Genomic DNA, 26,954 nt, shown 5'->3' on the forward strand with positions numbered 1-26,954 from the left:
TCCCCACTTTACCTTTAACGTTTCTTTTTCCCTTTCAGCAGTTGAGCAACATTCGTATCATTAGCTCGTGTAACGTTTTCAACTGTCGATTTTTTCAAATGAGAAGTCACTCCAGAAATCGTACGCCAACCAAATCTTCTTAATGTGATATCAATGAAAAATAATAACATTGCGATTAGGACTAACCACTTTTGAATACTTTTACTTTCTGAGCTTTCAAATTGTATATCCCGCATCGCTTGTTCAGGACTGGTAATCACTTTTCCGCCTGTACGCTTGGCGATTTCCTCCATCAGCCCTTTATTAGGCGGCTGAATTTTGTATTCTTCACTGTAAGGAATTGAAATACCCGCCTGATACATGCTGTTTTGTTCATTTGAAATTCTAAGGAAAATCAGCCCTGGATCCGCATCGAATGAAACACGGCTTTTGCCAGGTGAAATCGGTTCAGACAGACTTTCGATTTCTTCACCCGCTTCGTTCACCGCTACAATATCCAGAAAGGACGATTGACCGGATGGATCCGTAACCGAATAAGATCCATCTTGGGATTTTCGGATATCGAATGGAACTTCACTATAAGATGGTAGCAATCTTGATACCGCAGTGTTCCAGAAATTTCCCCACTCGCTGAAGCGTGCAAAGTCCCCACTCCAAGCACCGGTTGAATCGGATGTGTACGTAATTGTTCTACCTAATCCATACATCCATTCCGCAATAACAGGATCTTCTTTCGTACTTTCAGCGACAACGGTCGCAGTTTGTTTCGCAGTCGTTGCAATATATGCATTTAGTTGTGGAACTCCATCCGAAAATAAACTAGTCCAGGCCGCATCGCCTCGGATAATCGGATAAAAGGGATTGTCTTCAATATATGTCCTTGAAATCATCACGGTTTCCCGTGATAAAATGGCCGGGATCGTACTTTCATCACTGACATCATAGAAACGGCCTGTACCGAATTGTGCCAATTCTTCTAGCAACGCTCGGTCTGCATCTTGCCCTATGGCTACTGTTGATAAAGTAATGTTTTTATCCCCAAGACCTTCTGTAATCAGTTCTTCATAGTCATTTTGAGTAGCAGATTGTCCATCCGTCAACAAAATGATATGTTTGCGCTGCAATTTCAAATCGGATAGTCGTTCGTAAGCCAGTTCGAGGCCAGGGTAAATCTCGGTACCCCCGCCTACAGAAACGGACAAGATTTTTTCAAGAGCTTCTTTTTTATCAGTCAGGGTTTTCGCTTCAATGATTTCCCACGGTCGATCATCAAAAGCAATAAAGCCTAGTGTGTCGTCATCCCGCAATAATTCAACTGAACGTGCTGCTGCTTCTTTTGCCAGTTCGAATTTATTGCCAGCCATACTACCCGAGCGGTCCATGACAATAATCAGTCCTAGGGAAGGCAATTGTTGCTTACCTTTCACTTCCATTTCAACGGGAAGCAATTTTTCTATCGGTGTCTTAAAATAGCCTCCCAGTCCAAAACTATTATCTCCTCCGACCATCATAAAGCCGACACCGAAATTTTTTACCGCTTGTTCAATTACGGTCATTTTGGCTTCGCCTACTTGATAACCTGGAACATTGTCAAAAATAATAGCATCATACGCTAAATAATTCGACAAGTCGAATGGCAAGTCTGAAGCTTGAATTGCATCAACTTTTACCACTTGATCATCGATATAGGATGGTATGGGGGAAGTCAATTTATCACTACTCACTACCAGTAAATGCGGTGCGCTTTCAACCATCGTTACACTTGTTAACTGATTATTCTCAAGTAAAGCATCACCTGTGACATTTAATTGAACCTGATATTTCAACAATCCTTCTCCAACTGATGCATGGCGGAGTGTGAAAGTATTAGAACCAGGCTCGATTTGGACAGATTGTTTTGATAGAAACTGGTCATTTTGAGAAAGAATCAGTTCACCTTTTACGGCTTTCGTTGATTCCACTTGAACAAGCAGTTGTTGCTGTTCTCCTTCAAACGCTACAGGAGGCGTTTCAAAACTAGTGATGGCAACATCTTCCGATTCAGGACGATTTAATATATACGTATCTATTTCCACATTACCGCCTGTCATCCTCGATAGTTGATCGGATACAGATCCTTCATTTTCCAGTCCATCGGATAACAAAACGATGCGCGTCGCTTTTTGTTGATCCGCAAGATTGGTTGCAAGTTGTATACTTTCAGAAATATTGGTTTTACTATCATTTTCAGAACCGATAAATTCTGGTACATCTTCTGTTAATAGAGATAAAGGTACCTGGGTTTGAAATTTACCGTCAAACGAATAGAGGCCGACCGCTTGATGATCTTTCTTTTCAGCAAGAGCTTTAACGAGAAACTCTGTGTACTGCTTATCAGTCCCTTTGGTCGAGGCCGACCGGTCTACCACAAACAGTAGTTGCTCTTCTTTAATCGGTAATAGTAAAGAAGGCATTGCCAATGCAAAAATCAGTAAACTTACTGCTACTACTCGGATGACAAAAATAAACTTATGCTCCCGAGTCATTCGGTTTTTAGTTTTCCACCATGCAAACGCAAAATAGACAGCTGGCAATAGGAATAACAAAAGCCAGGCAGGCGATTCAATTCGTAATCCCACGACGTCGTTGCACCTCCCATTCAATCATTAGCAATAATACAATGAGAAGTAGGAACCACGGAACTAATGAAGTCTTGACGGTCTCCTGTATGTCTTCTTGCGAAGCCGAGCCGATTGCAAAAGAAGTTCCTTTTTCAAGGTGTTTCTCTTGTTGTTCCAGTGCGACGGCAAAGTGCTTTTCAATATTTCCTGATGTCAAAACATAAAGTCCTGGTCGACTTGGCGCAGAAAATTGCCCGCCATTTTGTATTGTTTTGATATACTCATTGGAATTTGAAAAAACTTCCCATTCATTCTTCTCTTCATCCGCCACCAACGATAGTGATTTTCGTTCATTTGGTGAAAAAGTTCCGATTTCATTATCGTTCGTTACCATTTGTTCCCGTGCACTCCATAAGAACAATGGGAATGATGGATGTAGTGGCCAATCGGTCATCTGTATGTCTGCTAATATGATTAAATCTCCCCTGTCCGATCGTTGGATGAACGGCTGCTCTTCTACTTGGGCGATTGTCTCATATTCAGGAAACGGAGGGTACAAGCTGCTGACGAATATATCCGACATATCCGCATAGGCAAACACATCATCTCGCTCCGTCGCAATCGTGCCATTTACTTCTTTGGCATTTTCATCATTCCGTCCTATTAACAGGACAGGTGATTCAGAAATAGAGAGTTGGGACGTTTGATTGGTCACCACAACTGCTTCCCCAGGCAAGTCACTTAATTGTTCAGTGGGAACAGAACTTACGGGAATATCCATGGCTTGAAAGGCTGCTGAAACGAGTTCATGGAGATTCCCATCCACGTAAGTTTGAGCCGATTGTTTCTGCAATAAAACGGATGACTCGTTATCAACTGTGTAATCATCATCTACTAGCAGATTAGCTGTAAACCCTTCTGCATCAGGTAATTCTTTGAATGATAGAGACAGTGTGTCTTTTGCCGGAATTACAACTGCTCTTTTGAGTAAAACTTCTCCATTTTCCAGTGAGCTGATTTCCAATGTTCCCTTTTTATCATCTGCAGTTTCATTTTCTAGCTGAATTAATGCTGCAACACCTTTATCGGAAGCGGTTGCACCAAAACGTAAGATGGAGACATTCTCCAAATTCTCTGGTGCTCCTTTTACAAACCACGTAAGGTTTTCGTTCTCCAAGGGGAGTTCGTTTCTTTCAACGTGATCCGTGAACAAGTATATTGCTGTTTCTTTCCCATTCAGAAGTGATTTTGTGAAATCCAGCATTTTAGGTAAGTTCTCTTGTTCATATTGCACTTCCAATTTATCAATCGTCGATTTGATTACATTTACATTCGTTTCGTCACGCAATAAAATAGTCGGCTCTTCACCCGTCGTGATCAACGTTAAAGGTTTACCGGCCAATTGTTCAGACAGCGCATTCATTTCTTTTTTATGTTGTTCAAAGACCGTCTCCCCATTTGCTGTTGCAAGCATGGTGGCGGAAGTATCCACCACCCAAATAATGTGTTCCCCCGCAATCGCCTGTGATTTGAGATATGGCTGAAGTAATGCGAACATAAGTAATAACAGGGTAAGCATTTGCAAGTAAAATAAGGCATTACGTTGCAAATATTGAAGATAGGGAGAAACTTTTGTTTCTTTCATGACGGTTTCCCAGAACATTGTAGAAGAAATCTTTTTTTCTATATATTTTTTTCGGAAGAAATAATAGAGAAGTACAGTGATCGGGATGATCGCCGTCCATAAAAATACTAGTTGTCCAAAGCCCATAGACGGCTCACCTCAATTTATCCAGTTTGACCGAATCATTTGATGGAAAAGAATATGACTGATATCGTCCTTTGTCTCCACTTTTAAAGTGTGAATACCAAATCGGCGACACAGAATATCAAGTTCCTGAAAATGCTGATGTCTTTTCTTTTCATAATCTTCCACTATTCTCGTAGAAACGGACACATTCAATCGTTCCTCTGTTTCGCGATCGACCAATTGTAAGTCCCCTGAGAATTGTGGCGCCACTTCATCACTAGATTGTACGAGAATCAACCGTATATCCTGAGAAAATCTTGGCATCGAACGTAAGCATCTTTCCCAGTCAGCAATTGGTTCGAGTCCATCCGTGATGATAAATAATACCGTGCAATCTTTAGCACTGTATTGCGCGGCCTGATTAGTGAAAGAGGTGTTCATTGCAGGTTCGGAAAGATTGGTTATGTATGATGTAAAAGCCTTTCTGTACACGGCACCCTTTCGTCTGAAAGGGGCTAGCTTCTCTTCAGTAGGCGTCGCAAACGATAACCGATCGTCTCTCCCCAATACAAGTTGTCCAAGTGAAATGGTCAGTTGTTTAGCCAGAAGCCACTTTTTTTCTTCTTGCATCGACTTTGTACTATCCAACATAATATGCACACGCATTTCTTGCTCATCTAAAAACCGTTTGATGAAATATTTGTCTGTCCTTGCAAAGACATTCCAATCAATTTGCCTTACATCGTCACCCGGGTGATATTCCCTGAAGTCTGAAAAGTCGAGTGAAGAACCAAAACGCATCGAGCGATGGGACCCTTTATGCTGACCACGCAATTTAGACTTCGTTGAAATTTGTAAGCGTCCAATTTTAGAGGACCAGTCCTCTGGTAAAATGGAATCTTTTTTCATGAAGTTTGTCCTTGTTTGATGGATTGAAGTAAATCACTGAGAATGGAATCGGCTGTTTTCCCTTCCGCTTCTCCTTCGTAATTTAAAAGCATGCGATGTCGAAGGGCGGGTATGGCAACTGATTTAATATCAGCAATCGACACGTGGTAGCGTCCAGCAACGAGCGCCCGGGCTTTAGCCAATCGAATCAAACTTTGAAGGCCACGTGGTCCACTTCCATATTGAACATATTGTTTAACCTCATCTGTTGCCTCTTCATTTGGGTGTGTTGCAGAAGTCAAATCAATTGCGTATGCAAGCATATCGTCAGCGATCAACACTTCTCTGACCATATGTTGAGCAATCATTAATTCTTCGGCATTCATCACTTTTTGAAGTTGTATATTCTTCGCACCCGTTGTTCTTATAACAATCTCTTTTAATTCTTCTTTTGAAGGATACGGAATTACTATTTTGCATAAAAATCGGTCCATTTGAGCTTCTGGCAGTGGATAGGTCCCTTCCATTTCAATTGGATTTTGTGTGGCCAGGACAAAAAACGGTTTAGCCATTTGTTTCGTATCGCCAAGTACTGTGACTGTTTTTTCACCCATCGCTTCAAGCAAAGCACTCTGTGTTTTCGGTGTAGCGCGGTTTATTTCATCTGCTAAAACGAGTTGGCTAAAAATAGGTCCTTGTTTAAATGAAAATGTTTGCTTGCCATCTTCCGATCGTTCGATTATGCTCGTTCCGGTAATATCTGAAGGCATCAAATCAGGAGTAAACTGGATTCTTGAGAATGATAAATCCAATACTTCAGAAATGGTTCTTATCAACATCGTTTTTCCGAGACCTGGCAAACCCTCCAGGAGGGCATGCCCATCTGCCAAGACCGAGTAAAGAGTAAAATCGACAGCCTCTTGCTGGCCAACGATATATTGACCGATTTCCTGTTTTACTTCGTTTAAACGCTGACTCATTTCTTCATAGTTTGTAGGTGTAAATGACATGGGAAACCTCCATTATTCGCTTGTTTCTAGTGATGAAAAGTAATCCTGTACAATTCGTTGTAAATCTGGTGGTAATTGAAGCCTTTCGGAACTCTTTAAGTACGAATTTCTGTATGAACCAACTACCGCATCATAAGGTTTGACTGTTCCTTTCTTTACTGGAACAGCACTATCTTGTTCTTCCGCTGAAGAACCTTCTCCAATTTTCCCACTATCGACAGTTGACTGGCTCGAACCACCTATTCTTGACGGAACCGACAATAAATTTCGACTTCCCGATCCGGATCCGCCTTTCAAACCACCTTGACCCGAACCTTGCCCAGTCCCTTGACCTTGTCCTTGACCCTGTCCTTGCCCCTGACCTTGCCCTTGTCCTTGCCCTTGTCCTTGTCCTTGTCCTTGTCCTTGGCCTTGGCCTTGGCCTTGTCCTTGTCCCTGACCTTGTCCCTGACCTTGTCCTTGTCCTTGACCTTGATTTGAACTTTGACCAGGTGAGCCTTGAGTACCCGATGATGTTTGACCCTGTCCAGTTCCTTGGGTACCTGTCTGGCCGTTACTTGAATTGGAATTTGATGGATTTGTTTGCCCTGAAGCAGTTTGAGCAGGAGTTCCACTCGGTTTCCCTAATTTACTTAAAGCAGTTTGTGTCTTACCTGCCTGTTCAGCAAGATTTTTTGTGGCTTTTTTCAGTGCAGCCAATTCCTCTTTTTCGGCAGACGTCAGTCCATCTTTCAGATCCTCACTTAATTTGGCAGCCTGTTGTTTGTCAGTAAGTTGTTGCTCACGTAACTGAAGTTCTTTTTGCTTTTTAATTAACTCACGCAACGCTTCTTCCGATGTTTCTGTTTTCTTTAAATCATTTTCTAATTTCTGAAGTTCTTTTTTAAGAGATTCAGGTGTTTTTTTCTTTATTGTTTTAGCTACTTCTTTCTTGATTTGTTTCACTAACTCTTTTTCAAGCTCAACGTCTTTCGCTTGAAGCTGTGTTGCAGATGGAAAGGCAATGAGGAAGAGCAATACCATTGACGCAATCCCAATGCCAATCAATGGCTTCATACGCCATAAATCCTTTTTTCTCAGCTTGAATAAATCAAAAGCTGTTTTTGTCATATTTGCTGTTTTTTCACGAAGAGATTGCAGTAACCCGGATTCATTCTCGTTGGAATGTAATGCGGTTATCAGTAAATTCTCCGGAAAATATTGATCAAACTGAAGGAGTGAGGACGAATAAGTTGGCTTTCTATAAACGCCCCAAGCCAACGCAATAGCAAAGCAAATACCTCCAGCCGCCATAGCCCACGATACGTAATAAGGAAATACAAATAACCGAGAAGCTAGAAACACAACCGCGACAACAAAGAGACCAAAACATAATGCAGTTTGTGTAACTCGAAATAAATGTTCGCTTATCAATCTTCTATGAACTTTTTTTACAAAGGCTAATAGTTGATCCCGGCTATTCATGGTGTGCATCTCCTCATTTTTGTTTCTTCATATTGACACGTAATTTCTTGATTGAGACGGTAATCGCAAGTGCAGCTAACAAGACATAAAAAATGGTGTATCCTGCCCAAACCGGGAAATCAACTTTCGTCGCTTCATTGACAAAGTCTTCCGTCATGGGATTTAACAAAGAGAAAATTAATATTCCTGGATTGATGCTCGCCCAGAAGTGAGCAAAAGGTGATGGACTTGGGGTAGCTCCCGAACCCAACATGTTTACTTGTATAGTAATCATGAAGAAAAAGGCTGTAACTCCTGCCAGGAAAATCATCGTCCCATATGTTGCAATCATGGAGACAATTGTCTTTTTGGTGATGGTTGAAAACATAACACCAATGCTCCCTACAGTTATCATGGTTAAAAAGAAGAAAAGGAAAATCAAACCTAATTGCCCCGGTGATATGCCACCGAATAAGAACACCAAACTATAAATTGGCAGTCCTGCAATAAGCATCAACACCAAAAATGCGATGGATGAAGATAATTTACCTAGAATGATCTGTAGGGAACTTTGTGATGTGGTCAACAAAATATTAAGCGTTTGTTTTTCACGTTCCGTACTAATGGTTCCTGCCGTTAAGCCCGGTGTAATAAACAAGATCAACCCTAACTGGATGAATGTCAGTAAGCCAAACAGGAAGAAACTCTCTTCTGGTCTGAAAAAGCCGGTACCAGTAAAAGCTGTCGTCAAAAAGATGAAACCAAATACAAAAATACTCATGGCAATCAAATAAAACAAAATACCAGTGAAACTTTTCAGCGATCGGAAGCGGAGCTTCACTTCTTTAACGAGAACCGGATTATTCACATTGAGTCTCATACTGTCTCCACTCCTTTCGTTATTTCCATAAAGACATCCTCTAAATCTGTTTCTTGCTCAGCAAATGACAAAATAGACAAATTCTCTTCTATTGCATGCTTCAGTAAGCGCATCTGATCATCTTCTGACCCGCGATATTTAAACGTAATTGTGTGTTCCTCAGGCAGTTGTTCAATTCCTGTAACAAATGGATCTTCTTCAAAGAACTTTGTTGCACGATCAGGTAACCCTTTAAGTTTTACCGTAATGAGACGTTCTCCTTTTAATTGAGCCTGAATATCGGAGACGGAGCCATGAGCAATCAGTTTGCCTCCATCAATCACACCGATTTCATCACACATTTCAGCAAGCTCAGGCAAGATATGTGAAGAAATAAGGATAGTCTTCCCCATTCCTTTCAGTTGCCTTAAGATATCGCGCATTTCAACACGCGCCCTTGGATCCAATCCAGAGGCAGGTTCATCCAAAATCAATACTTTCGGATCATGAATTAATGCCCGTGCCAGACATAAACGTTGCTTCATTCCCCGTGAAAGCAAATCAACGTATTCATATCGTTTATGTGACAAATTCACAAGTTCCAATAACTGAGGAATAAGCTGCGCTCTCTCAGTTTCAGGAATTCCGTAACTTGCTCCATAAAAATCAAGATACTCGTCTGCTTTTAATTGGTCATATACACCGAAAAAGTCTGGCATATAACCAATCTGCTTTCGAACTTCATGCGGTTCAGTTTTCACACTCTTCCCATTAATAAATGCATCCCCGGCAGTCGGTTGCAGAAGTGTAGCTAATATAGAAAATGTGGTGGATTTCCCTGCCCCATTGGCTCCAACAAATCCAAATACAGTACCTTCACTTAAAGTTAAATTTAAGTCGTTCAATGCATAAAATGAGCCGTATTTTTTGGTAAGCCCTTTAATTTCAATCATTTTTGGACCTCCCCTTTTAAGCGTAATTCTGGCAAACGAGTATAATCGTCACCGTTTGAAGCTTGTTTATTCACTTTGAACTTAATTTTCCCATCAGCTGAAATATATTGGTCTATATTTTCTTTGATAGAAAATCGTCCGCTTGTAACTTCTTCAAATGCCTTTGTAGCTACATTATAAATTTCCACTGAAATCGAAGAAGTGTCAGTATTTGCCAATTGAAGTTCTTTCCATTTTACGTCTTTCACCGGAACGTTACTTGGAATCGTCCATTCATATGAATACGAACCATTTGACATAAACCATTCGAACTTACTTTCACTCATTTGATTATAATAACCGGACGTTTCTTCTGTGTTCACAGCAATATCGAAAGCTGAAGACGGTAAAGTAAATTCACCAGAAAAGATGGTTTTTGGTGAGAATGTCTGGTAAATCATATTGATTGCTGACATTTCTGCACGCGCATCCTTCAAGGATACAGGTACAATTGCATCTTCTGTATGTGCAACTATTGCAGGTTGTGTTTTTTGTTCACCTGTCATTTGCGACATGCGAATCAAACTATTTTTACGTTCTTTAGGTAGGTCAGCCGCTTTCATTGCTGAACCAAATCCCATGTATTGTTGTGAACCGTTGCTCATAGCAATTGGTACCAATAATGCCGATCCTACTGGTTCATTCACCTCAATGGACTCATTTGATTCTAAATCTCCGAGGTTAATCATTTTTGTTCCTGACCAAATGGCAACATCCTTCAGAGCAAATGGGAATTCATTTTTCACAGTTCCCCGAACATTTCCACCCTCAACCGTCAAATCAATAGCAAATTGGCCCACTTCTTGTATATTGGATTCTCCAAGGACGGATGAAACGGACCAATACCCAACATCTCGTACGGTCAATTGATCCTTATCTGCCTGTTCATTTAAAATCGACATTGCTTGCACATTGCCGGAGTTATCTGCGAATGGATTCATTCGTTTTGAAGCAACCATGGTCGTTCCGTTTTCAGCCTCAAAAGTGAAGTTTCCACTGCGATTGGAAAGCAGGGACTCGACGTAATATCCAGAGAGACTGCCATCGGCTTGAACTTCATAAAAACTTGATTGTTGAATTTGAGGACGCACAAGGCGATCTTTAGCACCGTAAGCAAAAATGGCTAAAGAAGCCAAAATGGAGATTGCCGGGATAATCCACCATGCGTGTTCCCGCTTATCTTTTCTTTTTAATAGGAAATACAATAATGGTCCGACCAGAATAATGTAAATGATGACAATGGTAATCATTAAGGGCGTAGATACTTGGAATGAAGGAAACAGTTCGTTCATCTGTCCCACTTCGTTTGTCATTTGTTCTTTTATATTTTGACCACCATAATTTTGATAAATTTGATTAACATTGGCTTTTTTGATTAGCTCTGTCAATAGGAATGAGTAATTGGCTTGTTTGGAAAGAGGTTCATCACCAAGTGAAAAAGCCGTCTGAATGATTGCACCTTTTCCGATGGAATTTATAGCAGCGATTGGTTCGTTATCAGACTTCATAACGACACGAGATCCCTCATTTGCTTTTGCTCCAAAAATTGCTATGTCTTCTGTAAACTCCTTATTATTGGCGAATACAGTTAATTTTTCTGCTTTTAGTGTTTTTCGTTCATCGGTCAAAGTTAGTGGCAGCTTTTCAGATAATAAACCAAGTTCAGCACTTGTATTATCTGATGCCCCAACAAGAACAACCCCTCCAGTTTGAACCCAGTCAAGAATCGCTTGTTGCTGTTCCTGTTCCAAATCTCCCAATACGTACTCATCAATCACTAAATAATTGGCAAGGTCATACGCAGCATTGTCCGTCGGGAATTGGAAATCTTTCATCTGTCCTAAGTGGATAATTTGTGAGCCTCCCATACCCACCATTTTTACAGTGGATAAGGCACGCAAACGGTCTGCGCTCTCAGTTAACGTAAGGAAGAAAGTTGTGTCTTGACCAAAAGAATTGGGACGGATACTTTTATTCCCTTTATATGGAATTTCCTTTCCGTTCTCCCAGTCACCATCGTAAAAATAAAACATTTGATAGTCAGAGTTATAGGCCATATCTTCTGATAATCCTGGTAAAGCCAGATTTAGTGTCTTGGTTTCACCTTTACCAATCGTAAATGGAATAGCTTTGGCTGAACCTATTCCGTAGGATTCGGAATAATCAATCACCAAATCACCTGAAAATTCATCTCCTGAATTAACTACGGTGACAGTCAGAGGCAATCCTTCTCCATATTTGATTTTATTTTGAAAGCCTGCAGTAGCTTTTACTTCCAGTTGCGGTGCTGCGTATGCTTCTGTAATCGGCATAAGACTAAGCAAAAATAATATGCTTAATGCAAAACACCACCGAATAGTTTGCTTCATTTTCTTTCCCCCTTATCTCTATATTGATTAGTACGAATTGTCTATCTATAAGTTCCTTAAAAAACTAGAAAAATACATTTTTATCAACAAATGACCATAAAATGGTTATCCTCATGATTTGAGACTTAAAAAAATCATGATAACTAATCGTTATCATGATTCGAAAGCGTACGTATATAAGATTCTGTAAATGGAACGAGATAATCCACTACTGTTTCATTAGGATTCAACTTGGCATTGTGCAGACCATACGATGAATCAACGCCAGCCCAAAATAGGAAGCCAGGAATTTCTTGAAGGAAATAGCCGAAGTCTTCACCAGTCATGGCTGGGTCACAATGGATTGCATTTGTTGTATCATCATGATTGGCAAATGATAAAAAGTTTTGGGTAATTTCTTCTGAATTAAATACTTGATAGTAAGATGAGCCATAATCAATATGCACTTTACAATCAAAAGCAATTTCAGTCGATTTACAAAGTGCTTCAATTCGTTCTTTAACTGTTTGCATCGTTACTGCATCCATCGTACGGATTGTACCTTCTAAACGTGCATGACCCGAAATGATGTTTTGAACAGTACCGGATGTCATTTTCCCAATTGTCACCACTGCAGATTCCAACGGATTGATTGCTCGACTGACAATCGTCTGCAGTTGGAGCAATAGACTGGCTGCGGCAATCGTCATGTCTTTCGTACGATGTGGATACGCCGCATGTCCTTCGACACCATGTAAATCAATGAATAACTCTGATGTATTCGCAAACAGTAGACCTGGACGAGTCGCAATCGTGCCGACAGGATACTCCGGGGCAATATGAAAAGCTAAGATCACATCAGGTAGAAATTCTGGATGTTTCTCTTTTAACCATTCCCGCATTGGCAGTGCTCCACCAGGACCTTCTTCTGCTGGCTGGAATAGGAATACCATATCATCATTTATAGGCGTTTGATTAAGCTGTCTTAACAGCCCAAGCGCGACCGTCATATGGATATCATGACCACATGCATGCATATAACCCGTATGAGTTGATTGATAGGAAAACCCCGTTTGTTCATTGATTGGGAGTCCATCTATATCAGTTCTCCAACCTATTGTCTTTTTGGGATCAATCCCTTTAACATGGACAACAATCCCTGTTTTCCACTTCACGACAGTTAACCGTTCTTGATTCAGCAATTGAATTTCCTCTAATAAATAGGCTTGTGTTTTATATTCTTGAAAACCGATTTCAGGAATTTGATGTAAATCACGTCGTATTTGTTGAAGAGTTTTCATCATCGCTTCCTACAATTGGCGAAGTTCGTGCATGATTTCTGTTTTTGATTTTGTTTTATCATCGATTTCTTTGATTACTTTCGCTGGCGTTCCCGCAACTACTGTATATGGAGGAACATCTTTTGTAACAATGGCTCCTGCTGCAACAACTGCACCTTTTCCAATTTTCACGCCTTCTAGTACAACTGCGTTTGCTCCAACAAGTACATCGTCTTCCACAATTACTGGCATTGCTGAAGGTGGCTCAATGACGCCTGCCAGCACAGCTCCTGCCCCAATGTGACAGTTTTTGCCGACAGTTGCACGCCCCCCAAGAATGGCACCCATATCAATCATAGAACCATCACCAATTACCGCTCCAATATTAATAACTGCCCCCATCATAATGATACAGTTATTGCCGATATCCACTTGATCGCGAATAAACGCGCCAGGTTCAATACGGGAATTGATCCCCTTTAGATCCACTAATGGAATTGCTGAATTACGTCGATCATTTTCAACGACCACATCTGAAATTTGTTCTTTATGCATAGCCAAGGCAGCTTCAATTTCAGACCATTCTCCGAAAAGTACAAGTGAATTGCCTTCGCCAAATATTTTTGTGTTTTCTCCGAAAGAAAGATTCTGTAAGTTCTCACCATTTACATAAGCCTTTACCGGCGTTGATTTTTTAGCGTGTTGAATATAAGAAATAATTTCATATGCATCCATCTGCTTCATTCTTGTTGAACTCCTTTCAATCTTAAATATGGACTAATTGTACAGGAAATCTGAAAATATTACATCTATTTAATTTGAATAATCATGCAATCTTTTTGCATGTTCTTCCACAACACTCACAAATGCTTCTACTTGTCTCAATTCAAAAGCTGATTCATAACCAATTAACCAAGTATCACGAGTCAATTCAAATTCTTCTGCTTGATTCGTTAAGGCAATTTTATTTACTTTTTCCAATCCACTTAACGTAATTGATGGCAGGATAGCATAGCCAATTCCATTCAATGCCATTTGTTTACATGTTTCTATCTGATCCACCGTAATCTGGCGCCTAGGACTCGAAGAGAAATGGCGTTGCCACCACGCCTGAATTTCTTGATAGTAATTGGAATCACTTTTGAACTGAATAAAAGGTCGGTCTGTTGACAAAACATCTTCTACTTCCTTTAGCTCTTGATCAACCAGATACAAAGTGTCGCGGAAAAGATGAATTTTCGTACCTTTCCATTCCGTATGTCCTCTGACGATGCCGATGTGAGCCTCTCCATCGTATAGAGATTTTACGATTTCTGAACTCCATCCTGTGATAAGGGATATTTTTGCTTCAGGATATTTCGTGACAAAATCTTTCAAGACTATCGGCAACCAGTTCTGTCCGACAATTGAAGCACAAGCAATTTTTAAAGTGCCGTGTACTTTTGATGTCATCGACTGTATGAGTTCAAATATTTCTTCTTGTTTGGCAATCGTATCAATAGCAAATTGGATGACAATCTCGCCAGCTGGTGTCGCAGTCAAGCCTTTTTGGGAACGAAGAAAAAGTTGAGCCCCCCACTCTTTTTCAATGGATTGAAGGCGTTGGGATAATGCTGGTTGAGATAGGAAAAGTCGTTCCGCAGCTTTTCTCATATTGCGTTCTTCGGCCAGAATTTTGATGATTTGTGATTCATTTGTCGTCACGCGCTTCTCTCCTTTATTCAAAACTGCTTTCATCCAATAGATATATTAACGTAAAAATTTTGTACAAACGAAAAAAGAAGACCTCCCATGGAGATCTTCTCTTATTTTTGCATATTACTGATTATTTTGATAGATATGTTTTTTCAATTGCTTCAATACAACTCGTCGAGTTAAAATACCTAAAAAAGTTTCTTCATCATCCACTACACATAAGAAAGGATGATTAATCAAAAGATCAAGTCCTTTTTTGAATTTTTCATTAATATGAATGGTTGGAACAGGTGATTGCATTACTTCATCCACTTTTATATCCGGTAGACGTTCGTACTCGATGTGATCAAGTCCTAAAATGGAATCTGTAATCATTTGTGTACTGACTAATCCTTTTAAACGGTACTTGAAATCTAAAACCGGTACGGATGAATAACCTGTTTTTGTTAATACTAATAGGGCATGTTCTGCACTATTTCCAACTTGCACATGTGCTACTTTTTCTGATGAGATGATGAATTCTTCGATTTGCATATCCAAAAAATCTCTGCTTGTAACCGAAATCATACACTTCTACTCCTTTATCTGCTCTACTTGCGAACAGCATACTACTCTTTTATCATATCATATTCTGGGAATGAACATAGATGTAAACGTTTTATCCATAATAAAACTTCTTCCCTGATTAAGCGGAAGAAGCCATTACGTAATACATGATAATAACGAAGACAAAAGCGCCTGCAGCTACAAATACCCAGAAAATTGGATTAAACGAAATGGGATTATCTTTTACTGATTGTGCAATTGGCGTATCATTCACTTGCTGCCGTCTACTTTCAAGTGTCATAACGCGCCACGTCCCGTACAAACCAATCAAACTTATGATGACGATAACGAATAGCAAAGGCCAAGTCCATATATCCATACTCATCCTACCCTTTCATTGAAGTAAAGTTAGTATGGGTCAAATCATGGATTTTAAGCTTAAAATGGAAACTTATTTAACCATTGACCGCCATCAAGCGTAATGATTTCTCCATTCATATATGAAGCTTTATCGGAAAGCATAAATGATGCAAGATCTGCAATTTCTTCTGGACGTCCGAGTCGACCAAGTGGAACAGATTTGAGCGTACGTGCTGCAGCTTCTTCGGATTCCCAAAGTTTTTCAGCACCACCAGTACGTTCTATTGGACCAGGTGCGATACCATTTACCCGAATTCCATATTGTGTACCCCATTCGACAGCTAATGTACGTGTCAATGACATGACTCCCGCTTTAGCTGCTGCAGAATGAGCAACACCAGCACCGGCATTCCACGCATATGTTGCCAGCATATTTAGAATGGCTCCTTTTTGCTCTTTCTCAATCCAATAGTTACCAACTGCTTGCGAACAATAAAATGTTCCGTTCAAGACTATATCGATTACGGATTTCCAGCCGTTCGGTGAAAGCTTTTCCGCATGAACGATAAAATTGCCCGCAGCATTATTAACCAGTCCATCTATTTTCCCAAATCTCTCGTCAGTGTACTGAACCATTGCCTTCACATGTTCTGGTTCGCGCACGTCCATTTGAAAAATACCTACTCTCTTGGAATCATGTGAAATAGCTTTTTGAGCTGTTTCCAGACGCTCCATATCGCGTCCAGTAATGACAACGTTTGCACCTTCTTCTACGAAACGTTTAGCCATATAGAAACCCATACCACTAGAACCACCCGTAATAATTATGGTTTGATCTTTCAATAACATACTAGACACCCCTTTTATTCTGAATATTCTTTCTTAATCCCAATTATGCCATTACTATCGTAGAAAAGTATATATGTTTTATTATATATTCTTCATTCTTTATCGTCCGGGACCCGATAAGCTAACTTTAAGAGCTCTTCCTGACTGTTCCAGACAGGTTCATCATTTTTCGGCAATCGGTGATGATACTCACCATATTGATCTTGCTCACGGGCCTTCGCTGTATCATCCATTTGAAATAAAATAAGGTTCATAATCCGTTTTTTTATTGTCTCTTCATAAACAGGAAAAAGAATCTCGACCCGTTTGATCATGTTTCTGGTCATCATATCCGCAGAAGATAGATAAACATGATTTTCACCATTATGATGAAACCAATAAATTCTCGAATGCTCCAGAAATCTTCCCACAATACTAATGACTCGGATATTTTCACTGATTCCCTTAATCTGCGGACGTAAACAACAGATACCACGTACGATTAAATCAATTTTCACCCCTGAAATAGAAGCATCATACATTTTCATAATCAGTTCTTTGTCAGTCAATGAATTCATTTTTGCACGGATATAACCATTCCCGTTTTTTTTATGGAATTCAATTTCCTGTTCAATCAGCTTGATAAACTCATCGCGAATATCATATGGAGCCACAATCAAATGATGAAATTTCGGTTTTTCTGTGTAGCCACTTAAAAAATTAAAGAAATTAGTCGCATCAATACCAAATTTCTTTTCCGTTGTAATAATTCCCATATCCGTATAAATTTTTGCCGTTTGATCATTGTAGTTTCCGGTACCTAAATGGACAAATCTTTCAATCCGTCCGTTTCGGCTACGTACAATCAATGTAATTTTGGAATGGGTCTTTAAATTATGCATTCCATAAATGACGAGGCAACCTGCCTGCTCCAGCTCTTTGGCCCAATGTACATTGTTTTCCTCATCAAATCTGGCTTTTAATTCAACTAATACCGTTACTTGTTTGCCATTTTCTGCTGCACGTTTCAGGGCATTTATCATAGGGGAATTACCACTGACCCTATATAACGTCTGTTTAATCGCAAGGACATTGGGATCTTCCGCTGCCTCAGAAACAAAATCTAAAATGGGGGCAAATGATTCATAAGGATGATGGAAAAATAAGTCCTGGTGTAATGCTTTTTCAAATAGGTCTTCCTCAGATTCCAGATCGTATGGCGGTTGAGGAATAAAGTTTTCAAATTCCAGATGTTCACGACCCTCTCTAATTTCTTTAATGAACGAAAAAAGAAAGGTTAAATCGATTGGGCAATCAATGTCATAAACATCGTCTTTATGAATCTCTAGTTCATCTAATAAATACGCTAAAATATCAGTGTTGATTTCATTTGACCGAACTTCCAGACGGCTTGCGGCTCCCCATTTCCTTTTCTTTAATTCTTTTTCTATTTCCACTAATAGATCTCGCGCGCCTTCTTCATGAATTGTTAAATCTGCATTTCGGGTCATACGAAATGTATTGACTGCTTTCAATTTATATCCATAAAACAATGTATCGATTTGATTGATAATCAAATCTTCCAAGTAAATGTATGAATCACTTTTATCCTTTGAAGGGATTTTTATCATCCTGGCTAGAACAGATGGAACCTGCACGATTGCCACTTTTTTATGAATTTCTTCTTCCCCTTTTTGTTCCAGCATGACAATAATATTCATGGTTTTACTCAACAAGGTTGGAAATGGACGATATGCATCTACTGCAATAGGCGTGAGTACCGGAAAAACATGTTCTTCAAAAAAATGTTGAGCGAAGATTTTTTGAGTTATAGATAACTCTGCAATCGATAAAACTTCCACATTTTCTTTTTTTAAATGAATACTAATTAATTGCTGATAAAGATCAGACTGTTTTTTTACAAGGGAATGCGTTTTCTTGGTAATTTCCTTTAGTTGCTCTTTAGGAGTCAAACCTGCTTTGTTTTCAGGTTTTTGAAAACCCGCCCTCACTTGATCTTGAAGACCTGCGATACGTACCATAAAAAATTCGTCCAAATTCGAACTGAAAATCGCTAAAAACTTCAATCGTTCTGCTAAAGGATTATGTTCATCCGCCGCTTCTTGTAAAACCCGATCATTGAAAGCAAGCCAGCTTAGTTCACGATTGTTATAGTAATCCGGTTGATCAATGTCTACCTTTGGATGTTGTTCAGCCATGAATATGACCATCCTTTTCTACAAATTCCAGATCGACGTTGCATTTACATAATCGTTCAAGATGCTTCTTCTGTTTCCTTGCCTGATATTCTTCCGCCATTGCATTCCCATTGACATGAATTCTCATAATCAGTCCTTTGCTGGAAGACTCCATCAAAACTTTGTCTACCACCGAACGTTTTGAACCATTCAAACCATAAGCAAATTTTAATATTGCCCCCAAATCCCTTAAGTGTTTTAGTTCATCTTTTGTCAGCCATTTTTCAAATGGAACCGCATAACGCTTGAGCGTTTCTTTATTTTTATAGGATGCTACTAAGGCCAATTTAATTCGATCTAAGTGATCCAAACCATCAATCGAACGATTCGATAATATATAGAAGGTATGTTGACTTGCTGCATCTGCGTCAATGTATTCACCTAAATAAAATAACGCAGCCGCTCTTCTCAATAACTTTAAACTTTCCTGCGATCGTTCAATCATTTGGTGACTCACGCAAGCTTCATAAATTTGTTCTGCCAAAAATTGAAGGTGCTCTGCCTCATGTCGATTCATTTCGAATTCTGCTGCTAGTGCCTCGCTGCTATGGGTAAAAACATCGTACTTGTTCAGAGCATCCGGATGTATTTGCAGCACCCGATTTAACATAATCCCTTCCCTCAGACCTTTGCGACTGAACACAAACTCCTCGGAATGGACAACTTTCATTAACGCTCTGAACACTTCAAGTGCCGGTAATATAATATCTGCCCTGTCACTCGACAACCCATCTATTTTGTTTAGTTCATTAAACGATAAGTCACCTAATGTATCACTTAAAGTGTATAAATCATGCACTTTCATTTGATATTGATGAACATTGGAAATCGGATATTCCTTCCGTTGTTGATCGATTTGTGCGATATTTCGTGCACTTCCCCCGATTGCGATAACTGGTAAACTCAGCCCATTTAGCCAAGAAAGAGATCGGAATTGGGCTTCTGCAAACAAAGCTAGCTGTTCTCTTTCGACGGGCGTCAACTTCTCATCTTTCATGAATTGTTGCTGCAAGGAAACAACCCCAAAAGGAAAACTATGTGTCTTTTGCAATTTTTTATCTACAAAGTACGTAATCTCGGTGCTTCCACCTCCGATATCAATCGTTACGGCAGACTCAGTCGATACAGAATGAACAACAGCTAAAAAACCAAAATATGCCTCATCTTCTTCACTTAAGACATCGAGATCAAATCCGGTTTCTTTCTTCATGCGTTCAACAATCTGTTGTTGATTGGTGGCTTGCCGAATAGCCGCAGTAGCTGTCGCAAGAACATCTTCGACATCATAGTCTTTAAGCATTTGTTTAAAAGATCTTAATACTTCCTGAAGAAGCAAAATCCCATCTTCAGACATTGACCCATCTGGTAGAATATAAGTGCGTAAGCGTGCAACTGTTTTTATATTTTCAAATTCCCGAAGTCCTCTGACATCATCATAGGAATATATCACTAAACGAATTGTATTTGACCCGATATCTAAAATGGCTGTTTTCTTTTTTTCCATAATTTTATCACCTTTCCCTTAATTTTTTGTTTTCAACTATACAGATTGGGAATGAATTGGTATGATAGTAGTTAATTGAATGCTCTGAATTTTTCTTGATTCTGGCTAATATTCTCAATTTTTCAAGATGTGAAGGGTGGGGTTTCATGAAACAAGATAGGACAGATGGACAACTGGCTTCTGCTATTTATTCAGTTAATCGTCATGCAAAAACTGCTACTGATAATAAATTTCTATATGAATTAAAAAGATTGACCATTGAAAAGATGATTGAAACCGGACGTGCTAAAAAATTGGGATTACACTTTGTGAAAAACCCTCGTTTTAGTCAACAACAATCTTCTGTCTTAGTTCAATGTGCTGATTACTACTTTCATTTATTACCCAAAAAAGAGGATTTTCAAAGTCTTCCACATTTGGGACATCTTGATGAGAACTATCGTAATCCACAAAGACGAATGAGTTTGAATCTTGCCAAACAGCTGTTAAGTGATTACACAGGCTTGCATCAAACGATAATAAAGAAAAAACCCACACATGCCTCCACCCCACTGTCTCGAAAACAACCAGTTAAGAAACGTTCTTATACTTTTGGCAGCACTTATTTAGATTAAATTATTTTTTAAAAGCCGGAACCATTTTCATGGTTACCGGCTTTTTTTGTTCAGCAGTGTTTTAATCCACTGGAATGGTTGAATCATGCTTTAAGCGTAAATGAATGATTAAACCAATAATCGTCATCACAATTAAAGTAGACAAGGCAATGCGACTTGCAATTGTTCCATAATCCTGTAATTGATACGTAATGGTCCCATAAAGTGCAGGGCCAATAATAGAAGACACTTTCCCAGAAAAAGCAAACAATCCAAAGAATTGGCCTCGCTTATCTTCTGGAGTCAGTTCAATTATGAGTGTACGCGACGTTACCCACATGGAACCAAGTGAAACTCCGAACATACTTCCTGCAATCCAGAACATCCATTGCTCGACTGCAAAAACAGCAACAATTAGGGATACAATCATTAATACAGCAACAATTGTCACCCCATTTTTTGCTCCTATCCTCTTTGTAATGTATCCAAATACAAAAGACCCAATAACAGTGGAAATAGTTGAAATAAGATATAAAATGATGAATTGTCCAGAAGAAAAACCGACTATGACAGTTGCATAAATGGCCATCATGGCAATAGTGGTTGAGATGGCATCATTTATAAAGAAATACGCAATCATAAAAGTGAAAACTGATTTATGGGATTTCATATCTTTGAACGTATTTATTATTACTTTATAGCCATCAAAAAATGAACCTTTGACTCTTTGATTTTTAGGAATCGGTATATCCTTGTTTATGAAAAATAATGGCAGACTGAATAGTAAATATAAAATAGCGGTTGGAATGAATGCTTTATGAAACTCACCATCACTGACAAGAAGATACACAAGTAATCCGACAATCGTTCCAATATAACCGACAGCCACTCCAAATCCAGAAATTAATGGCATTTCTTCTTTAGTCCCCAAATCACTCATCATCGAATCATAAAAGACAAGACTGGAGTTGAAAAAGAATTTAGCTATAACGAAACTTATGACCACCAATGCATAGGACATTGGCACGCCCCACATTAATGAATTCGATTCAAGCCCCCCGAATACCCCCATCATGAAAGTTGCTAGGATTGAAATAGAAGCGAACCAGACGATGAATCGTTTTTTGTATCCAGTTCGGTCAATCCATACGCCAAACAAAGGTGTAAACATGACCAAGAAAAAACTGGCGACAGCATTTGCATATGATACAAACGTACTGGCAACTTGCTGTCTAGCTACACTTGTGCCAATTACATCATCTGTGTAAAAAGGAAAGAATACCGTGTTGATATTAGACGAGAATATCGTATTGGCAAAATCATAAAAAGCCCAGGACAAAATCGGTAACGTTAAATAAAGAGCTATCGGACTCCTTGGAGTCGTTTGTTGTTGGCTCACTCTCAGCACCCCGTTATAATCTATTCTATTTTTTGTAAGCCTTTATTAAACTCTGTGTTCCTTCATTTTCAAATCCTTGATCAGCTAAAGATTGATACATGGCATACGCCATTTCTAAACCAGGTAACTTCAGGTTCATTTTTTTCGATTCATCGAGTGCAATGCCCATATCTTTGATAAAGTGTTTCATATAAAACCCGGCTTCAAAATCATCTTTCAGCATGCGCGGTGCAAGATTAGTCAAAGACCATGAACCTGCTGCTCCTTTTGTAATAGACTGCAAGACCATTTCTGGATCGAGCTTCGCTTCCTTGGCATAAGTGATTGCTTCACATGCTGCAATCATGGAAGAGGCAATGGCAATTTGATTAGCCATTTTTGTATGCTGACCAGCGCCCGCTTTCCCTTGATAAATGATATGTTCACCAAATAACTCAAATATCGGAAACAGCTTATCGAAAACTTCTTTTTCGCCTCCTACCATAATTGATAACTTGCCTGATTTTGCACCAACATCCCCACCTGAGACCGGGGCATCAAGTGAACTCATGCCCAGTGACTGGGACTTGTTATAAAGGTCAATCGCAAGTGTCGGTGTTGATGTTGTCAAATCGACTACAACCAATCCGTCTTTTCCGTTTTCAAAGATTCCAGTTGCGCTATTATAAACTTCTGCTACGTCTGATGGATAACCGACCATAGTGAAAATAATATCCACTTTGGATGCAACTTCACCTGGAGACTGTGCCCAATTTGCACCCAAATCAAGTAAATCTTCCGCTTTTTCTTTCGTACGTGTATAAATAGTGACTTGATGGCCACCTGTCAGTAGATGTTTAACAATACTTTTACCCATTACTCCTGTGCCTACAAAACCGATATGTGCTTTTTCAATCATTATATGTAACCTCCAAGTTGGAAAATTTCTGTAATTGACTATAAGTTTATCAAAGTTCCTTGATTTAAGCATCGAAACATTTTGAAATAATGAACTATTTTTCGACTTCGATCTTCCTCACTAATTAGAGAATTGTATCGTACCTGAAACTTTAATAATTTTAGTGGGTTTAGTGGATGGGAAAAAAGCTTATTCGAAGAATTCTTATTAGGTAAGTTTGGAAGACAAAAAAAAGTAGGACACATTCCTTTCGGAAATGTGTCCTATAAAAAGGGGGAAATGAGAATGTTGCTGTGTTCAAATATACTTTCCCCCAAAATTTAAAAAGTTAAACCTCATTTTTAAAATATTTTTTCGAAAGATGATTTAATTCTTCAATAAACCATTTACCATCATGGTCATTCATCAACCCTTTACTATAACGGACGACATCGTAAACGTCATAGAAGCGTTCAGAGACGTGCCATCCTTCTCTGATGAACCATTCCCGTATTGTTTCGTTGTGATTGCGTGTATAACCATGTGAGCTTGCCTCCAATTCATAAACTCGGTATGCGTCTCGCACTACATTGGTCTCCATTGAATAAGTCCATGACATATCCTTCTGTTCGCTTACTTGCATGGTGTTGCTTTGAGTTCTTTCGTATTCCACTTGATTTTCTTTAAGTTCTACAACTTCCGCTCTATTTTTAGCTAAGCGCCATACAATAATAATCAATATGATTAAAATAATACTACCTAGAATAGCCACCCAAGGTATATCCAGACCAAAATCAAGACCCTTAAGTTTATCTGCTTCCGTTTGTTCGAATTGCCCTTTTGGTTTTTCCTGGGAATCTCGGGAAATTGGAGGACTAATAAATTTACTAACAAGAGCATGTAACCCTTCCATTAATAGTCCAAGCGGGTATAAAATTAATTCAATCATATCCCCAAATAATAAGACAATGGATACGCGAGCTTTGCCTGCAAGACCAGCAATCACCGCAAAAGCAATTGCTGCAACGCTTATGATCCCCACATAAAATAATACAAGTTTATAAAAAGGAACACGATTTTCCTTTTTTGAGCGCTTCCATTGAACAATCATTCGATCCAACATAAATAATAGTAGGCCGATAATGGCCAATAAAATTGATTCTCTTATAGCTTCAGGTTTTCTTAATATGGTAGCTAAGAAAAAAGATAAAGAGAATACTACCAGAAGAAGCGTCATGAAGTATCCATCATGTGTGGCATCCTCTTGAATTTTAGAATATCGTTCTTGTATTCTCCAAACCGAAAATACAAATATTGCAGCAAAAAACCACAATGGGGCACCGAAAAGAAATCCTAACAGTCCGAAAACTGCAGAAACAAATAACGATATTGCTATTTGGTATCCCGTCTTGTAGAAAAACAAATTGACCGCAATCGCTATCAGCAATAAAATACCAATCCATACAAATAGAGAGGAAATCGTCGTATCCACTCTAATAAATATGAAAAGAAAGGACATTAACCAAACATCTTGCAAAAACTTTCCGATTGACTCAAATTGAACTAACGGCTTAGAAGAGACGGTTGTTGCCATTTCACATCACCTCCAAGACTATTGGATAATCGTACATCCACTTGAGTTTGTTTGGACCATTTCTTAATATATTTATCCAACTCTTGTGAGTCATGAGTGAATATAATGACTGTCATCGGCAGGTTTTCATGCGTATCCAGATGCATCAGCATACGGTTAAACGGTACGGTTAATTCATTATTAGATAGGACCGACAATAATTCCATTGCTTGTTGACGGTGTTTTTGGCCATCTCCGACAGGAAGATGCAAATATGGGACCGCCCCAAAGGATCTAACATTGACCGTCAACGAAAATGGTATGCCTTCTCTATAAAAATAATCCACAAAAGAGGCAACTTCCTCAATTCGTTCTTCCAAATCTGAAATAATTGAATAATGATTAACGACGTTCAATACTAGCAAGACTGATTCGTTTGCTACTTGTGTGAAAACTTTCGTTTGAAGTTGTTGCATTCTCGCACTTGCTTTCCAGTGGATATGGTGAAATTGATCGCCTGCCTGATAATCTCTTGTACCTATCGGTGAAAACAAATCTTGAAACAACGAATGCTTATACTCATAGTCCCCTGGTTTTAATGGGGAAGGCTTTCTGTTGTCTTTTAATGTATAAATATTTGGATAAACCATTTGTTCCATTCGTAGAAGAGGTTGATGAAGTAAAAGGACAGAGCCTTCACCAAAAAGATGTGGGATAGTCAATTCCAAATTTTTCAATCTGGATAAACCTCTCTTCTGTCCTTCAATCGGAACTTTCACTGTAACAATTTCCTTATATCCGATTGTCAGTGGAACAACGATCTCGATGAGCTTAGTATGACTCATATCTTTATTATTAAGTGGTTTAACAGCATCGTGAAAATGCAATCTGAGTTGTCCGTTCCAAATCGGGAACCCTGTATTTTCAAATTTCAGTTCCCATTCAGATTTTCCGCCTTTAAACATCCGACTTCTTTTTTTGTCATTTACTAGTGTCAATTTTTTCCCGACATTTTTTAAATAAAGAATTTGCATGGCAGTAACGACACCAAAGAAACCAAAAACGCCTGCTGCAACATATTGTGCAACTATGAATGACATTGTAAAACAAAGGGCAATAATTGTAAGAAACCAATTTGTTTTCATAGCACCATAATATTCCCGTTGCCAAATCATCTTGCCATGGCCTCTACAGGTGTTTGTACGGATTCAATGATATCATTAAGAATATGAGATGGTTCACGAATCAATAATCCTTCAGCAGATAAAATGAGTCGATGTGTAGCGAGTGGTGCAACCATTTTTTTCACATCATCCGGATTTACATACGAACGTCCATTAATATACGCATGTCCCTGCGCTGCATGCAATAACGCAAGAGAAGCACGTGAACTTAATCCTAACTCCACTTGTACATGTTGCCTTGTCGCCTGAATAATCTGTAGAATATAGGTTTCAATATCTTCATGAACCGTCACTTTTCTGACTTCACTGCGCCATAGTTTAACATCTTCAATGTCTATGAGCGATGAAGTTTTAACTTCCCCTGGGTTATGACTGAACTCTTTCAAAATTCTTCTTTCTTCTTCAAAGCTCGGGTAATTAATTTCAATTCGGAACAAGAAACGATCCAGTTGGGCTGCAGGTAATGAAAAAGTCCCTTGTTGCGATTCCACTGGATTTTGAGTGGCAATTACCATAAATGGTTCAGGAAGAGCAATCGTTTCTCCATCTATTGTTACTTGCTTTTCCTCCATGGCTTCAAGCAAACTCGATTGTGTTCTGGGTGTTGCACGGTTAATTTCATCAGCAAGCAATATGTTGGTGGCTACAGGGCCTGGGCGTAAGACAAATTCCTGAGCTTTCGGATCAAAATAACTGATACCGGTAACGTCAGATGGTAATACGTCAGGAGTAAACTGTAAACGTTTAAAGTTCCCTTTAAATGCATGTGCAAAAGATTTGGCCATCATCGTCTTCCCTGACCCTGGTACACTTTCAAGTAACACGTGCCCTCCCTGAATCAACGCAATCAGCATAAAATCAATTTCTTTTTCACGTCCCACAATTGATTCATTTAAATTCTTTCTCAACAGATTTAATTTGGACATTTTACTTCCCCCTTTAAGTTATATAAGTATACCAAATAAAC

Annotated in this window: 22 protein-coding genes; 1 reads left to right on the top strand and 21 read right to left on the bottom strand. The window is 39.1% G+C overall.

Annotation, left to right across the window (positions count from 1 at the left end):
* Nucleotides 1-14 precede the first annotated feature (14 nt).
* The 16 genes from MHH33_RS12355 to MHH33_RS12430 form a co-directional block, all read right to left on the bottom strand.
* Nucleotides 15-2,618, bottom strand: coding sequence for a VWA domain-containing protein (locus MHH33_RS12355; protein ID WP_342541874.1), 2,604 nt, complete (start codon nt 2,616-2,618; stop codon nt 15-17).
* Entirely contained in the window at nt 2,602-4,371 is a 1,770-nt protein-coding gene (locus tag MHH33_RS12360) for a BatA and WFA domain-containing protein (RefSeq protein ID WP_342541875.1), read from the bottom strand. Before MHH33_RS12360 ends, MHH33_RS12355 begins: the two co-directional genes overlap by 17 nt.
* Before the next feature lie 12 nt (nt 4,372-4,383).
* Nucleotides 4,384-5,259, bottom strand: a complete 876-nt coding sequence (locus MHH33_RS12365) for a DUF58 domain-containing protein (protein WP_342541876.1) — start codon at nt 5,257-5,259, stop codon at nt 4,384-4,386.
* Nucleotides 5,256-6,248 carry a MoxR family ATPase gene (locus MHH33_RS12370; RefSeq protein WP_342541877.1) on the bottom strand — a complete coding sequence of 331 codons (993 nt, stop codon included), beginning with the start codon at nt 6,246-6,248 and terminating at the stop codon, nt 5,256-5,258. The genes MHH33_RS12365 and MHH33_RS12370 overlap by 4 nt, the downstream gene beginning before the upstream one ends.
* 12 nt (nt 6,249-6,260) lie before the next feature.
* Nucleotides 6,261-7,712 (bottom strand): hypothetical protein, encoded by a 1,452-nt coding sequence (locus tag MHH33_RS12375; RefSeq protein WP_342541878.1) that lies wholly within the window; start codon nt 7,710-7,712, stop codon nt 6,261-6,263.
* Between the two features lie 13 nt (nt 7,713-7,725).
* The gene (locus MHH33_RS12380) at nt 7,726-8,571 is read right to left on the bottom strand and encodes an ABC transporter permease (RefSeq protein ID WP_016427856.1); all 846 of its coding nucleotides are present in this window, start codon (nt 8,569-8,571) and stop codon (nt 7,726-7,728) included.
* Nucleotides 8,568-9,503 (bottom strand): ABC transporter ATP-binding protein, encoded by a 936-nt coding sequence (locus MHH33_RS12385; RefSeq protein ID WP_016427857.1) that lies wholly within the window; start codon nt 9,501-9,503, stop codon nt 8,568-8,570. Before MHH33_RS12385 ends, MHH33_RS12380 begins: the two co-directional genes overlap by 4 nt.
* Complete coding sequence (locus tag MHH33_RS12390) at nt 9,500-11,911, bottom strand: hypothetical protein (RefSeq protein ID WP_016427858.1); 2,412 nt, start codon at nt 11,909-11,911, stop codon at nt 9,500-9,502. The genes MHH33_RS12385 and MHH33_RS12390 overlap by 4 nt, the downstream gene beginning before the upstream one ends.
* A 143-nt stretch (nt 11,912-12,054) precedes the next feature.
* Nucleotides 12,055-13,191: an N-acetyldiaminopimelate deacetylase gene (locus MHH33_RS12395; protein WP_342543772.1), complete on the bottom strand. Its 1,137-nt coding sequence runs from the start codon at nt 13,189-13,191 to the stop codon at nt 12,055-12,057.
* Nucleotides 13,192-13,200: 9 nt separating this feature from the next.
* Nucleotides 13,201-13,914, bottom strand: coding sequence for a 2,3,4,5-tetrahydropyridine-2,6-dicarboxylate N-acetyltransferase (gene dapD, locus MHH33_RS12400; protein WP_016427860.1), 714 nt, complete (start codon nt 13,912-13,914; stop codon nt 13,201-13,203).
* Between the two features lie 69 nt (nt 13,915-13,983).
* Complete coding sequence (locus MHH33_RS12405) at nt 13,984-14,874, bottom strand: LysR family transcriptional regulator (RefSeq protein WP_342541879.1); 891 nt, start codon at nt 14,872-14,874, stop codon at nt 13,984-13,986.
* A gap of 114 nt (nt 14,875-14,988) precedes the next feature.
* Entirely contained in the window at nt 14,989-15,432 is a 444-nt protein-coding gene (gene cbpB / locus MHH33_RS12410) for a cyclic-di-AMP-binding protein CbpB (RefSeq protein WP_016427862.1), read from the bottom strand.
* 118 nt (nt 15,433-15,550) lie between these two features.
* Nucleotides 15,551-15,790, bottom strand: a complete 240-nt coding sequence (locus MHH33_RS12415; RefSeq protein WP_016427863.1) for a hypothetical protein — start codon at nt 15,788-15,790, stop codon at nt 15,551-15,553.
* A gap of 59 nt (nt 15,791-15,849) precedes the next feature.
* Nucleotides 15,850-16,620: a 2,4-dienoyl-CoA reductase gene (gene fadH, locus MHH33_RS12420; protein ID WP_342541880.1), complete on the bottom strand. Its 771-nt coding sequence runs from the start codon at nt 16,618-16,620 to the stop codon at nt 15,850-15,852.
* Nucleotides 16,621-16,712: 92 nt separating this feature from the next.
* The gene (locus MHH33_RS12425) at nt 16,713-18,818 is read right to left on the bottom strand and encodes an RNA degradosome polyphosphate kinase (protein ID WP_342541881.1); all 2,106 of its coding nucleotides are present in this window, start codon (nt 18,816-18,818) and stop codon (nt 16,713-16,715) included.
* On the bottom strand, nt 18,811-20,361 hold the full coding sequence (locus MHH33_RS12430) for a Ppx/GppA family phosphatase (protein WP_016427866.1): 1,551 nt from the start codon (nt 20,359-20,361) through the stop codon (nt 18,811-18,813). The genes MHH33_RS12425 and MHH33_RS12430 overlap by 8 nt, the downstream gene beginning before the upstream one ends.
* 146 nt (nt 20,362-20,507) lie before the next feature.
* Between MHH33_RS12430 and MHH33_RS12435 the strand changes: the two genes are divergently transcribed.
* Entirely contained in the window at nt 20,508-20,975 is a 468-nt protein-coding gene (locus tag MHH33_RS12435; RefSeq protein ID WP_016427867.1) for a YkyB family protein, read from the top strand.
* A 61-nt stretch (nt 20,976-21,036) separates the two neighbouring features.
* Here the strand turns inward: MHH33_RS12435 and MHH33_RS12440 are convergent, their stop codons facing one another.
* From MHH33_RS12440 to MHH33_RS12460, 5 genes are all read right to left on the bottom strand, one after another.
* Nucleotides 21,037-22,353, bottom strand: a complete 1,317-nt coding sequence (locus MHH33_RS12440) for an MFS transporter (RefSeq protein ID WP_147640290.1) — start codon at nt 22,351-22,353, stop codon at nt 21,037-21,039.
* A gap of 25 nt (nt 22,354-22,378) precedes the next feature.
* A complete protein-coding gene (locus tag MHH33_RS12445) occupies nt 22,379-23,251 on the bottom strand; it encodes an NAD(P)-dependent oxidoreductase (protein ID WP_016427869.1) in 873 nt (290 codons plus the stop codon).
* A gap of 328 nt (nt 23,252-23,579) precedes the next feature.
* Entirely contained in the window at nt 23,580-24,824 is a 1,245-nt protein-coding gene (locus MHH33_RS12450; protein WP_342541882.1) for a hypothetical protein, read from the bottom strand.
* On the bottom strand, nt 24,794-25,978 hold the full coding sequence (locus tag MHH33_RS12455) for a DUF58 domain-containing protein (protein WP_342541883.1): 1,185 nt from the start codon (nt 25,976-25,978) through the stop codon (nt 24,794-24,796). The genes MHH33_RS12450 and MHH33_RS12455 overlap by 31 nt, the downstream gene beginning before the upstream one ends.
* Entirely contained in the window at nt 25,975-26,913 is a 939-nt protein-coding gene (locus tag MHH33_RS12460; protein WP_342541884.1) for a MoxR family ATPase, read from the bottom strand. Before MHH33_RS12460 ends, MHH33_RS12455 begins: the two co-directional genes overlap by 4 nt.
* Nucleotides 26,914-26,954 lie beyond the last annotated feature (41 nt).

This window comes from Paenisporosarcina sp. FSL H8-0542 (assembly GCF_038632915.1).
Lineage (GTDB): Bacteria > Bacillota > Bacilli > Bacillales_A > Planococcaceae > Paenisporosarcina.